Here is a 12,683-nt window from a genome sequence, read left to right as displayed (position 1 = left end):
GGGCGTAGGTCTTAGCGGTCGGACAACAGCCTCTCGGCATGCCAGCGCAGATGATCGTCCATGAAGGTCGAAATGAAGAAGTAGGAGTGATCGTAGCCCTCCTGCATGCGCAGGACGAGCCTGATGCCCGCCCGGTCGCACGCCTCCTGGAACAGCCACGGCCGCAGACCGTCCTGCAAAAACCCATCGGCCGTGCCCTGGTCGACCAGGAATTCCGGGAAGCGCGCACCGTCCTCGACGAGCGCGCAGGCATCATGCCCGCGCCATGCCGCCTCGTCGCCGCCGAGATATTTTTCGAACGCCGGCCTCGACCAGCCGGCGGTGGTCGGATGCACGATCGGCGCGAACGCCGAGCAGCTTCGGAAGCGGGCGGGATTCTTCAGCGCAATCGTCAGTGCGCCATGCCCGCCCATCGAATGGCCGAAGATCGCCTGGCGCGTCATGTCGGCGGGAAATTCCCGTGCGATCAACGCCGGCAATTCCTCGGTGACATAGGAATACATGCGATAGTTCCCGGCGTAGGGCTCTTGCGTTGCATCGACATAGAAGCCTGCACCGTTGCCGAACTGCCAGTTGTCTTTTTCATCCGGAACGTCGGCCCCGCGCGGACTGGTATCAGGGCAAACGACGATCAGGCCGAGTTCGGCGGCCATGCGCCTGTACTCGCCCTTGTCCATCACGTTGGCATGGGTGCAGGTCAATCCTGACAGGTACCAGACGACGGGCAGCGGACCTTGCGCCGCCTGAGGTGGCACGAAAACGGCAAACGTCATTTCGCAGGCGCAGGCATCCGAAGCGTGGGAATAGACACCCTGGATACCGCCATGTGATTTGGCGGCGGAAATCGGCTTCATCTGTTCTGGCATGTGTTCCTTCTCCGCCAAACGCCAACCATGGCCGGTGTATCTACCGCAGCGTTTGTGATTGCAGCAAGCTTGGTGGACCGACCAACGGGCATTCCGGAACGCCCGTGTGGCTTCCGCCGATCATAGAGCTTTCAGCGCGGCGTGTGGCTCATACCGATCAGTAGACCACGACGCTGCGAATGCTCTCACCGGCATGCATGAGGTCAAAACCCTTGTTGATGTCCTCGAACTTCAGCGTGTGGGTGATCATCGGGTCGATCTGGATCTTGCCGTCCATGTACCAGTCGACAATCTTCGGCACATCGGTGCGGCCGCGTGCGCCGCCAAAGGCGGTGCCCATCCAGGTACGCCCGGTAACGAGCTGGAACGGCCGCGTCGAGATCTCCTGGCCGGCGCCGGCAACGCCGATGACGACCGACTTGCCCCAGCCGCGGTGTGAGGCTTCCAGCGCCTGGCGCATCACCTTGGTGCTACCGGTGCAGTCGAAGGTGTAGTCGGCGCCGCCGATCTGGTCGGCGCCGCGCTTGGTCATGTTGACCAGATGCGGCACCACATCGCCGTCGATCTCCTTCGGGTTGACGAAATGCGTCATGCCGAACTTCTCGCCCCAGGCCTTCTTGTCGTTGTTCAAATCGACGCCGATGATCATGTCGGCGCCGGCAAGTTTCAGGCCCTGGATGACATTGAGGCCGATGCCGCCGAGGCCGAAGACCACCGCCGTCGCGCCTTGCTCGACCTTGGCCGTATTGATGACCGCACCGATGCCGGTGGTGACGCCGCAGCCGATGTAGCAGATCTTGTCGAAGGGCGCGTCCGGGTTGACCTTGGCCAGCGCGATCTCGGGCAGCACGGTGAAGTTGGAGAAGGTCGAGCAGCCCATATAGTGGAAGATCTTGTCCTTGCCGATCGAGAAGCGCGACGAACCGTCGGGCATCAGACCCTGGCCCTGCGTGGCGCGGATCGCCGTGCACAGATTGGTTTTTCTGGACAGGCAGGACGGGCACTGGCGGCATTCCGGCGTGTAGAGCGGGATGACGTGGTCGCCCTTCTTGACCGAAGTGACGCCCTTGCCGACATCGACGACAACGCCGGCGCCCTCATGGCCAAGGATGGCCGGAAACAGACCCTCTGGATCGGCGCCCGAAAGCGTGAACTCGTCGGTGTGGCAGATGCCGGTCGCCTTGATCTCGACCAGCACCTCGCCATCGCGCGGACCATCGAGGTCGACCTCCATGATCTCCAGCGGTTTTCCGGCGGCGACAGCGACAGCGGCGCGGGTTTTCATGCGTGTTCTCCAATTTCGATCAGCATCGGCCCACGACTGCAGGCCGGTTCTCCAGAGTTCGCGGCGAGGCCGTTGCTAGCCGGCCGCCTTCGCGAGCTTCACCTTGTGCCAGGCGATGATGTCCATCAGTTCCGGCGAGAACGCGTCATAGGCGGGAATCCCGGCCTGGACCAGTGCGCCGCGCACGCTGGCCATGCTGGTCGCCGGGGTCCCGGTCTCGACGAGCGAAGACACAAAGGCCGCGAACTCGATCTTCGGCTGGTGCCCATCCGTCGCCAGTTCGGGATGCACGAATTCGAGGCCGTAGAAATGGTGATCCGGATCGGACACCTTGCCGACCATATGCGTCCCGCAGGATCTGCAGCGGTGGCGTTCGATCTTCTGGGTGGCGTCCACGGCCTCGAGTTTGCTGCCATGCGCCTTCACCTTGACGCAGCCCGCCGGCACGACCGCGATCTGCGCGAAGGCGGCTCCGGCAGGCTTCCAGCATTTCGAACAGCCGCACAGATGATTGTGCGCCACGGCCTGATCCACCGTTATCTCCACCGGCTCGCTGGTACACTTGCAGCGCGCGGTGAATGCGCCGACCGGCGCAGCCGATATATCCCGCTCGACGGCCGGGTGTAGCTCGACCGTCTGGTCGCGCAACGCTTCCGCGCGTGCCTTCAGCGCGCGGTTCAAGTCGTGATAGGCCGTTCGCAGATTGGTATCGATGCTAGGCCAGCGCTCGTCTGCCATCGGGCCGTCGAAGACCTCGTTGTGGCGCACCCGCGTGCCGCCATTCTCGGTCGGCCCCAGGATGAAGATGTGCTCCGCGCTGAACACACCGCCGGGCGCCTGGCTCAGCCAGCGCAGTTCCCGCGCCCCCACGATGCGGGTGATGGTCGGCGTGACCTCGCGCTCGGGAACATTGGGCTGGCGCAGCGTTCCGACGACACGCTGACCGACGGTCGTGCGTCCGTGCAGCACCGGCAAGGCCGGATTCCATTCGGGGTAACGCCCGATGTCGTCCAGCACGGCCCACACGGTCTGCGGCGGCGCGTCGATGACGATCTCGGTTTCAAGCAAGCGCATGGAGCATCCTCATTCCTGGACCAGATTTGTGTTTTGGGGTGCGGCAGCGCGCTAATGCGCGACGGCGCCAAGATAGGCGCTCATGACCTTTGCGTCGTTGAGCAGGTTCGGCGCCGTGTCCTCGCCGACGATCCTTCCCGTCTCGATCAGGTAGCCGCGATCGGCAGTCTTGAAGCTCAGCCGCGCGTTCTGCTCGACAAGCAGGATGCCGAAGCCTTCGCCGGCGATGATAGCCAGTGACTTGAACAGCTCCTTGGACAGCAGCGGCGACAGCCCGAGGGAGGGCTCGTCCAGCATCAGGATGTCCGGCTTGGACATCAGCGCCCTGCCGATCGCGACCATCTGCTGTTCGCCGCCGGACATGGTCTGCGCCAGTTGGCGAGGGCGTTCGGCAAGCCGGGGAAACAGGCCGTAGACGAAGTCGAGCATCTTGCCCGCATCGGCTTTCGCGCGCCTGGCATGACTTCCAAGCCGCAAATTCTCGGCCACGGTGAGTTCGCCAAAGATGCCGCGGCCTTCCGGAACCAGCGCGACCCCCTCCTCCACCATCAGATGGGCGTCGAGTTTGGTGACATCCTTGCCGTTCATGACGATGCTTGTGCCGGGCTCCGTGCCGACAAGCCCTGCGACGGCGCCGAGGAAGCTGGACTTTCCAGCGCCGTTGGCGCCCAGGATGACGCAGATCTCGCCCTTGGAAACACGTGCGGAAACACCGTCGAGCGCGACGTGCCGTCCGTAGCGGACGCCGAGATTGGACACCTCAAGCATCGTCGTCTCCCAGATAGGCACGGACGACCTCCGGGTCGGCCAGGACATCGGCCGATCTGCCATCGGCGATCTTCGTGCCGGAATTCATGACCACGCAGCGTGTACAAAGCGAACGGATGGCATCCATCACGTGCTCGACCATGATGATCGTCCGGCCCTGTTCGCTGATCTCACGGATGAGTTCTATGCCGACCCTCAACTCACTCGGGTTGAGGCCGGCGAGCCATTCGTCGAGCAGCAGGACATGCGGGTTTCCCGCAAGCGCACGGGCGAGCTCGATCCTCTTCTGGTCGATGTAGGTCATCGCCGCGACGGGAACCTCCTCGCGACCTTTCAACCCGACCCGCTCCAGCAGATCGCGGGCGAGCGCCAGCGCCTCGGCGCCCCAGAGCCTGTTGTGCCCGAAGACGGCGCCGGCTACGACGTTCTCCAGCGCGCTCATCGACGGCAGGACGCGCACCAGCTGGAAGGTTCGGGCGACCCCGATGCGGGCGATCTTGTGGGCCGGGCGTCCGGCGATGTTCTGACCGGACAGCAGGATATTGCCCGATGTCGGCGATAGCGCCCCCGATATAAGGTTGAGCATCGTGGTCTTGCCCGAGCCGTTCGGTCCGATCAGTCCCAACAGTTCGCCTTTGGTGACTTCGAAGCTCACGTCGTTGATGGCGACAAGGCCGCCGAAGGCTTTGCGTACCCGATTGATGGTCAGGAGAGGAACGCTCATCTGCCCTCCTCGGCGGTCGTTGCCGGCAGGCTTTTGTCGATGGAGCGGCGGCGACGGAACAGGGTTTCCAACTGGCCCGTGACGCCGTCGGGAAGCACATAGACGATCGCCAGAAATGCGAGTCCCATGATCACCGCCGTCTGGTTCGGGAAGTGGCCAGAGATAAAGTCCATCACCACGGTGAAAGGAACGACGCCGACCAGGGGGCCCCAAAGGCGGCGGGTGCCGCCGAGCAGCGCCATGATGACCACGAGGAAGGACGTCATCGGGTTAAACGCTGCGTCCGGCGTTATGTAGCCGTAGCGAGGCGCCATGATCGCGCCGGCTACGGCAATGAAGGCCCCCGAGACCGCGAACAGGATGACCCTAGTGCGAGCGGTGTCGACGCCGACATGGCGCGCCACGGCTTCGTCATTGCCGATGATGCGCAAGGCGAGACCCAGCCTCGACCTGTTGATGAGCCATCCGGTGACGAACACGACCACCGTCAGCGCGAGCAGCATCCAGTAGAGATGCGTCTCGGTGAAATCGGTAAAGACGTAGAGCCCGATCGTGCCGCCGAAATTGGTCTGCACCCAAGTGACGATCTGGCCGAGGAGTTCGGCAAGGCCGAGGGTGAAGATCACGAAATAGACCCCCGAGAGCCTGAGGGTCGCCAATCCGACCAATGTGGCCAGCAAGGCGCCGGCGACGACCGCGATGAGGATAAGCGCAGGGAAAGGCAGGACGTCGATGAAGATCGCGACCGAATAGGTTCCGACTCCGAAGAAGGCGGCGCTGGCCAGCGAGACAAGGTACGTCGGCCCGGAAAAGAGCGCCCAGGCCGTGCATATGGCGGCATAGAGCATGATGTTCACGCTGAGCGACAGCCAGAAGCCCTCGGTGACCAAGGGGAGAAAGGCCAGCACAGCGGCGCCGGCAAGGCCGGCACCAAGAGCCAGGAGTTCGTTGCGCGGGATGTTCATCATGCCGGCCGCTTTCCGAATATGCCCTGCGGCCGGAACAGCAGCACGACGATGAACAGGGCGTAGTTGGCCGCCAGCGTCAGTCCGGGGTCCAGCAGGCTGGCGACGAGCGTCTCGGTCACGCCCAGGACGAGAGCGGCAAGAACCGCACCGCGAACGTCGCCAACGCCGCCCATGATCACGATGATCAGCGCCTTCATCGTGAAGATCACGCCCATAGACGTGTTGAACGTGTAGAAGGTTGACAGCAGCGTGCCGGCGCAGGCCGTGATCGCTCCTCCGAGCGCAAAGGCGAAGGCCGCGGTCTTGCGCACGTCGATCGCAACGAGCCGCGCGGCGCGCGGATCGACGGCGACGGCGCGAACGGCCGTGCCGCGGTCGGTGTGGTAAAGGAAGACATAGAGACCCGTGGCGATCACGGCGGCGGCGACAAAGGCCACGACGCGGTTCAGGCCGAACGAGTTGCCCATGATGGAAAATGGCTGGGCGAGGAACTCGTAGTTGAAATAGGACCCGCCGAAGGCCTGCAGCATCAGCCCCTGGAACAGGAACAGCAGCCCGAAGGTCGCCAGGATGGAATCGACCTCGAGCATGCCGCGATTGCTGGCCCGCTTCACCAGGGGCTGCATCAGCCAGGTATAGATCAGCCAGTTGACGACGAAGGCGCCGGGGCCGATCACCAGCAGGCCCAGGAGCGGATCGATCCCGAAGCCTGTATACAGCCAGAAGGTGACGAAGCACGCGGCAACGAGCGTCTCGCCATTGGCAAGGTTCATGATCCGCGCCACGCCGTACTGGAGCGTGAGCCCGAGCGCGATGAGCGTGTAGGTGCCCCCAAGGAGCAGGCCTGTCAGCAGGATGAGCATTGTACTCTCGCAGTCACGGGCCCGGCGTCAAGAGGACGCCAGGCCGCCGGGAGGATCGGATCAGTTGCTGGGCCAGGCGGGTTTGAGCACCGGCGGCTGCGCACCCTGGATGTTACCGGTCGCCCTGACGCCATGCACGACGCCATCGCTCCACTGACCCACCGTCCAGTTGTTGTTGTTGATGTTGTTCTCGAAGTGGATATCGCCGATGACGGTCTTGAAGGTGCCCGACTGGATTTCCTTGTTGAGCGCTTGCTTGTCCAGGCTGCCGACGTGCTCGACGGCCTGCTGCAGGATCTCCAGGCTGGCATAAGCCACCGGGCTCGCCCACCAGTCGGCTTCCTGACCGGTCACAGCGAGGTGCTCCTTGCGATAGGCCTGGAAGACGGGGTCGCTCGCATTGACGCCGCCCATGATCAGGACGCCGTTGGCTGCGGCACCAAAGCGCTTTCCGTATCCGTCGAGATTGCCGCCGACACTGACGAAGAACGCCTTGACGTCGAGCTTCTGCAACTGCGCCTGCTCGGTGAGAGCGAAGGTGTCCGGCGGATAGGAATAGGCGATGAAGGCGTCGGGATTGGCCGCCTTGGCGCTGGCGATCACCGGAGCGACGTCCTGATTGCCGAGCGGATAGGAGGTCTCATAGACGATATCGAAGCCGGCCTGCTTGAGCGCGGGCTTGCCGGTCTTGATCATCTCGAGGCCGAAGGCATCGGAAACGTTGACCACCGCGACGCGGTTGCCGATCTTGCCGGCGTCGCGCAGATCCTTGAGCGTGCCGACGATGCCGTCGGCGATGCCCTGCGCCGGGCCGAGCAGCCAAAAGGTGTTCGGCCAGCGCTTGACGAATTGGTCGAGATCGTTGGCATTGCCGGTGGAGACGACCTGAGGGTAGCCATACTTCGCGATCAGCGGAGCGGTTGCGAGATTGAGGCCTGTCGAATAGGGCGGAATGATCAGATCGACCTGGTCCTGGGTGGCAAGACGCTGGATGTTCTTGACCGCCTCTTCCGGCGACGACTTGTCGTCATATTCGACGATCTCGATCGGCCGCATCTGATCGCCGACCTTAAGGCCACCGGCCTTGTTCACCTTCTCGGCCCACAGCTTGATGTTCGGCCAAAGCACACCTGACGCGCCGCCCGCAAGCGGACCGGTCTTGGATGCGCTGACACCGATTCTGACCGGGTCCTGCGCAAAGGCCGCGCTGAACGTGCCGGCCGCCAAGGCCGCCGAAAGCATGAGTACGTTGAAACTGCGTCGCAACATCGAAATTCCTCCCAGTTCTGGTTGTTTTTGGCCTCCCCTCGCCTCCCAGCGAGTTGGTCGACCGATCCCCTAGCGTAATTGCTTAGGTCATTTTCCTCCGATGATCCAGCAAATTTCGTAAACTTACATATTTTCGTTATTTTCTCTTAGTGACGATATTCCCAGTCGGCCCGGGTGCCGACGTTGGCCCCGAACGATGCTGATTTGGCCGCACTGCGGAAAACCGGTCCCGCACTGCATCATTTAAGATACTTTATAGTATGCAGATACGCTTTAGAATGTCAATGCCGAGAAGTCCGCCGGTTCGTCCCACTTGTCTGCCTCAGGCGGATGGAATGCCGCCGCCCCGCCCGGGCGCAGCCTCATTTCGAAGTGCTCGCCAGAGCCTCGAGTGCCAGCACCGGATCCGCGACCTGAGCGGGATCGGGGCTGGCCGACATGGCAAGGAGGCGCTTGCCGATCAGATAGTCACGCGGCGCATTCAGCCCATCGACCGCGACAAGCTGCCCTTCGCGGTAGTACCAGTGCGACCGTCCCGGTCCCGCCCCCTGCCTGACAACCACCGTATCGTCCGGCCGGGACAGGCCGGCGATCTGCAGCTTGAGATCGAACTGATCCGACCAGAACCACGGCTTTGGTCTGTAGGGCTGGCGCGCGCCCATGATGTTGCGGGCGACCAGGTCGGCGCTGTCGATCGCGTTGCCGACGCTCTCCATCCGCAGCCTGCCTCCGGGCAAGGAAAAATTGGCGCAATCGCCTGCGGCCCAGATGAACGGGTCGTCCGTGCGCCCGTAAGCGTCGGCGGCGATGCCGTTGTCGACTGCGAGACCCGCCTCAGCCGCCAGCGCCGTTTCCGGCATACCGCCGATCCCCGCCACGACAACGTCGGCGGTGACGATCGTGCCATCGCTGAGCCTGGCGCCGCCAACCCGGTCTGCGCCCAGCAACTCGCTCACCGATTTGCCGAGATGAAACGCCACGCCCCTGGAGCGGTGGAGCGCCTCGACCGCTGTGGCGGTTTGCGCCGAGGCCACGCGCGCGAGCGGGCGATCGGCGGCTTCCACCACATCCACCGTCATGCCGAGCCCGCGTGCGACGGCGGCGATCTCGAGCCCGATATATCCGCCGCCGATGACAAGGAGCTTGCCTTGCTTTTCAAGCGCCGGCCGCAACCCATCGATGTCGGCGAGCGTTCGGATGGTGAAGATACCCGCAAGACCGCGCGCAATCGCCTGCGGCAACTTTCGGGCGGTCGCTCCGGTTGCGAGCACCAGACGATCGTAGGCAAGCATGCCACCATCGGCGAGACATACGCACCGCCGGGCGCGGTCGATGGATGCGACGCGCGCTCCCAGTCGCAACGCGATCCGGTTCTTTGCGTACCAGTCCTCCGCTTTCAGCTTCAGCCGGTCGCGTTCAAGTTCGCCCAGAAGATAGGCCTTCGACAACGGCGGACGCTGGTAGGGAGCATCCGGCTCTTCCCCGATCAGGGTGATCGATCCCGCGAAGCCGTTCGCCCGCAGCTTCTCTGCCGTCGACAGGCCGGCCTGTCCGGCGCCAACGATGACGATCCTGGTTTCGTTGCCAGGCTCGGCCGCGGCGGGATGATCGGCGTGAAGGGACATGGTCAGCCTCAACCGCTAGGCGGCCGGAACGCGGACGGAAATATTGTCCAGCGCATCGCTGACCTTGACCTGGCAGCTCAGCCGGCTTCCGGATTCGCGCGGCGCTTCGGCGAAGTCCAGCATGTCGTTTTCATGCTCGCTGATGGGTCCGAGCGCCAACATGATTTCCTCGGGAAGCACAACATGGCATGTGGCGCAGGCCGCCGAGCCGTTGCATTCGGCGATGATGCCGGGAACGCTGTTTTCAAGCGCGGTTTCCATCAAGGTGCGGCCGTTCTGGGCCTCAACGGCGAACTCCGTGCCGTCCGCGGAAAGGAACCTGATCGTTGGCATGGCTCTCTCCCTCAAGCGTCCCAGACAACAGGCATGTGCGTGGGGCCACGAAACACCCAGCCCCGGACGCGGACGAGTTCCGGATCCTTGAGCCGGAGATTGTGCAGCCGCTCGAACACCATCGGCACGGCGATCTGGCTCACCAGCGCGCGCGACACCCACGTGCCGGCGCAGAAATGCGAACCGGCGCCGAACGCCAGGTGGGACTTCTTTTCCCGGAAGACATCGAACTTCTCCGGATCGCTGAAACGGCGGTCGTCGTGATTGGCGGCGCCGACGCATAGACCCACCTGCTCGCCCTTGCGGACTAGCGTGCCCGAGATCTCGACGTCGCGGGTCAAGCGGCGAGGATACATGCCGATCGGCGAAATCCAGCGCACCGCTTCTTCGAAAGCCTGCCCCCAGAGAGAAGGCTCGGCGCGAACGCGAGCGAACTGGTCCGGGTTCTGCAGCAGGCCCAGGATCAGCGTAAGGATCGAGTCCCGGGTCTCGTTCAGCCCGCCCCCGATCGCGACCTTGATGTTGGCGTAGATCTGCTCGACCGTCTGCGCAGGATCGGCCTGAAGCATCGATGACAGCATCGAAGGATTTGGATTGTCCCGATGATGGGGAAGCATCCTGTCGACGGCGCTCTCGACGCCGCTGGCAGCCTCCCTCGCCTTTCGCGCGATCTCCGGGTTGTGCGAGTAGTTGCCGGAACCGTCGATCAGCGACTGCGACCACAGCGCCATCGTCTGCCAGTCGACGCCGTCGAAACCCAATATGTCGGCCAGCGCGCGTGCCGCGATCGGCGCGGCGAGTTCCTCGAAAAGTTCGGCCTCGCCCTTGTGCTCGATCTGCGAGATGACATCGTCGCAAATGGCGCGCATGGAATCGGCCCAGCACCGCTTGACGACGCCAGGCCGCAGGCTCGGATCCATCGCCACCCTTTCGCGGGCATGGTCATCGCCGTCCTTGCGCATCAAATTCGGCCCGATCACTGTGTTCAGCAGCGACTGCGGATTGATGGAGGAAAACGTCTCGGGGTCGCGTTCGATGGCCATGATGTCGTCGAAGCGCGTGACCATCATGATGTTGGCCGCCTCGACCTTGACGACGGGCCCGAGGTCGCGGACGCGCTTGAAGACCGGATACGGATTGGCAAGCAGCTCTTCGAACGCAACGTCGTCGACCACTTTCACGGCTTCGCTCATGATTTCCTCCCTGTCGGCAGACGAGGTACGAAATCGACGTGTATTCAGCAATGCGATGGGTTAAATAGATGTCATCGAAAATTTGCATGGAGGTGAAGGTCATGCTCTCCGACGAACTTGCCAGTGTAGACCTCGCCACGCTGCAGACGCTTGTCGCCGTGCAGGACCGCGCCTCGTTTTCCGACGCCTCGCAACTTCTCGGCGTCAACCAGTCCACCATAAGCTACGCTATCAAAAGGCTGCGAAAGGCCTTCAACGATCCGCTGTTCGTCCGCCAGGGCAATTCGATCGTGGCAACCGACAAAGGCGAACAGCTCGCCCAGCAGGCGCGCGGCATCCTTGAGCAGATGGCCGCGCTTTCTTCGCCGTCGGGTTTTGACCCAGCCACGGCCGAGGGAAGCGTGACGGTCTCCTGTAACCACCACGAGCGCATGTTCGTCATTCCCGACTTCGTGCGCAGGGCGCAGAAGGAGGCGCCGAAAGCGACGATCCACATCTTCGAATCCGCTGTCGACGGCAAGCAGCAGTTGAAGCAGAACACGTGCGACATCGTGCTTGGACCGGTCGCGATCCTCGGCGACATCTACTACCGCAGGAAACTGTTCACTGATCACTACGCCTGCGTCATGGACCCGGCGCACCCGCTGGCGCGGGGAACGCTGACGCTCGACCGCTACTGCGCCTCGCGGCATGTCGCGGTCACGCATAACGGACGCTGGGAGGCCCTCTATTTCGCCGCGCTGCGCGCAAAGGGCATCGAGATGCAGCCGGAGGTCACCGTGTCGAGCCACGACATATTGGAGCGGCTTATTCCCGGCTCGGAGCTGGTGGCGACAATCCCGTATCGGCTGGCGCGTCGCCTGTCGGACAAGCTCGCTTTGCGCCCTTTCCCGATGGACGTCTTCATCCAGGTCGACATCTACTGGACCGAGCGTACACACCACTCCGGCCTGCACCGCTGGGCCCGCCAGATACTGGCAGAGGTCGCCGAGAAAAACCTCGGCGGCGGGGACGCGCACGAGGCAGGAAGAGGCGACCACTTACCGGGCCGACAGTAGGCCCGGAGAGAGAAAAAGTCGGCGCCGCCCAATCGAGTGCCGGTGAGCGGGTATGCGACGCGGCCTAGTCCGCAGTCGCACCGAGCATGACGACCGAAACCGTCACCGGCTCGTCGAAGGGATTGCGCCAGGCATGACGCGCGCCCTGCTGCACGACCGTATCGCCCTGCTTCAACTCAACGGTCTTGCCGTCGTCGAGCTCGAGGACAAGCCGGCCCTTGACGACGGTCACGTAGTCGACCGTCGGCGTCTGGTGCATGCCGGGACTGTCCATCTCGAAGCACTCGGCGATGCCGGGCGCGGCCTTCAGATGCTCCGGACCCGCCAGCTCAGGCTTCCAGTCGGGCGACATCATCACACTGTCCGGCGGAAAGGTGATCATCCAGAACACCGAGCCTCCGACCGAAGCGAGCATCGTGCTGTCGCTCGCCATCGGATCGGCACCGCCCGGTTTGGCCAGATCCGGCGTCCCGTCGACCTTCCACTGCGGGGAAGAAACGAAACCGGGCGTGTGCCGCAGCGCCATCTCGCGCGGCGAGGCGCCGTCGCTGATGAATATCGATTTTCCTGCGGCGTTCTTTCCGGTGACGACGCGGCGAGTGCTCATGTCTTATCCTCCCAAGGAATAACTCAGATACCAATTGGTATCAGCATACC

13 protein-coding genes are annotated in these 12,683 nt (G+C 63.4%); 1 reads left to right on the top strand and 12 read right to left on the bottom strand.

The window, feature by feature from the left end; genetic code table 11:
* Nucleotides 1–11: 11 nt before the first annotated feature.
* The 11 genes from fghA to B5V02_RS04895 form a co-directional block, all read right to left on the bottom strand.
* Complete coding sequence (gene fghA / locus B5V02_RS04945; protein ID WP_111543078.1) at nt 12–866, bottom strand: S-formylglutathione hydrolase; 855 nt, start codon at nt 864–866, stop codon at nt 12–14.
* A 157-nt stretch (nt 867–1,023) separates the two neighbouring features.
* Complete coding sequence (locus B5V02_RS04940) at nt 1,024–2,151, bottom strand: S-(hydroxymethyl)glutathione dehydrogenase/class III alcohol dehydrogenase (RefSeq protein WP_111543077.1); 1,128 nt, start codon at nt 2,149–2,151, stop codon at nt 1,024–1,026.
* A 75-nt stretch (nt 2,152–2,226) separates the two neighbouring features.
* Nucleotides 2,227–3,225 carry an SRPBCC family protein gene (locus B5V02_RS04935; protein ID WP_111543076.1) on the bottom strand — a complete coding sequence of 333 codons (999 nt, stop codon included), beginning with the start codon at nt 3,223–3,225 and terminating at the stop codon, nt 2,227–2,229.
* 51 nt (nt 3,226–3,276) lie between these two features.
* Nucleotides 3,277–3,993 carry an ABC transporter ATP-binding protein gene (locus B5V02_RS04930; RefSeq protein WP_111543075.1) on the bottom strand — a complete coding sequence of 239 codons (717 nt, stop codon included), beginning with the start codon at nt 3,991–3,993 and terminating at the stop codon, nt 3,277–3,279.
* The gene (locus B5V02_RS04925; protein WP_111543074.1) at nt 3,986–4,717 is read right to left on the bottom strand and encodes an ABC transporter ATP-binding protein; all 732 of its coding nucleotides are present in this window, start codon (nt 4,715–4,717) and stop codon (nt 3,986–3,988) included. The genes B5V02_RS04930 and B5V02_RS04925 overlap by 8 nt, the downstream gene beginning before the upstream one ends.
* Nucleotides 4,714–5,685 carry a branched-chain amino acid ABC transporter permease gene (locus B5V02_RS04920; protein WP_245445693.1) on the bottom strand — a complete coding sequence of 324 codons (972 nt, stop codon included), beginning with the start codon at nt 5,683–5,685 and terminating at the stop codon, nt 4,714–4,716. Before B5V02_RS04920 ends, B5V02_RS04925 begins: the two co-directional genes overlap by 4 nt.
* The gene (locus tag B5V02_RS04915; RefSeq protein ID WP_111543073.1) at nt 5,682–6,548 is read right to left on the bottom strand and encodes a branched-chain amino acid ABC transporter permease; all 867 of its coding nucleotides are present in this window, start codon (nt 6,546–6,548) and stop codon (nt 5,682–5,684) included. Before B5V02_RS04915 ends, B5V02_RS04920 begins: the two co-directional genes overlap by 4 nt.
* Nucleotides 6,549–6,608: 60 nt before the next feature.
* Nucleotides 6,609–7,817, bottom strand: a complete 1,209-nt coding sequence (locus tag B5V02_RS04910) for an amino acid ABC transporter substrate-binding protein (RefSeq protein ID WP_111543072.1) — start codon at nt 7,815–7,817, stop codon at nt 6,609–6,611.
* A 362-nt stretch (nt 7,818–8,179) separates the two neighbouring features.
* Nucleotides 8,180–9,442: an NAD(P)/FAD-dependent oxidoreductase gene (locus tag B5V02_RS04905; protein ID WP_111543742.1), complete on the bottom strand. Its 1,263-nt coding sequence runs from the start codon at nt 9,440–9,442 to the stop codon at nt 8,180–8,182.
* Between the two features lie 15 nt (nt 9,443–9,457).
* Nucleotides 9,458–9,775 carry a 2Fe-2S iron-sulfur cluster-binding protein gene (locus B5V02_RS04900; RefSeq protein WP_111543071.1) on the bottom strand — a complete coding sequence of 106 codons (318 nt, stop codon included), beginning with the start codon at nt 9,773–9,775 and terminating at the stop codon, nt 9,458–9,460.
* Nucleotides 9,776–9,786: 11 nt separating this feature from the next.
* Nucleotides 9,787–10,968, bottom strand: a complete 1,182-nt coding sequence (locus tag B5V02_RS04895) for a cytochrome P450 (protein WP_111543070.1) — start codon at nt 10,966–10,968, stop codon at nt 9,787–9,789.
* Nucleotides 10,969–11,036: 68 nt separating this feature from the next.
* Between B5V02_RS04895 and B5V02_RS04890 the strand changes: the two genes are divergently transcribed.
* Nucleotides 11,037–12,026: a LysR family transcriptional regulator gene (locus B5V02_RS04890; protein WP_245445691.1), complete on the top strand. Its 990-nt coding sequence runs from the start codon at nt 11,037–11,039 to the stop codon at nt 12,024–12,026.
* A 64-nt stretch (nt 12,027–12,090) separates the two neighbouring features.
* Here the strand turns inward: B5V02_RS04890 and B5V02_RS04885 are convergent, their stop codons facing one another.
* Nucleotides 12,091–12,633, bottom strand: coding sequence for a cupin domain-containing protein (locus B5V02_RS04885; protein WP_111543068.1), 543 nt, complete (start codon nt 12,631–12,633; stop codon nt 12,091–12,093).
* Nucleotides 12,634–12,683 lie beyond the last annotated feature (50 nt).

It is taken from the genome of Mesorhizobium kowhaii, assembly GCF_003253745.1.
GTDB lineage: Bacteria > Pseudomonadota > Alphaproteobacteria > Rhizobiales > Rhizobiaceae > Mesorhizobium > Mesorhizobium kowhaii.
The sequence above is the reverse complement of the archived record's forward strand: the minus strand, read 5'-3'. Positions and strand labels throughout refer to the sequence as shown.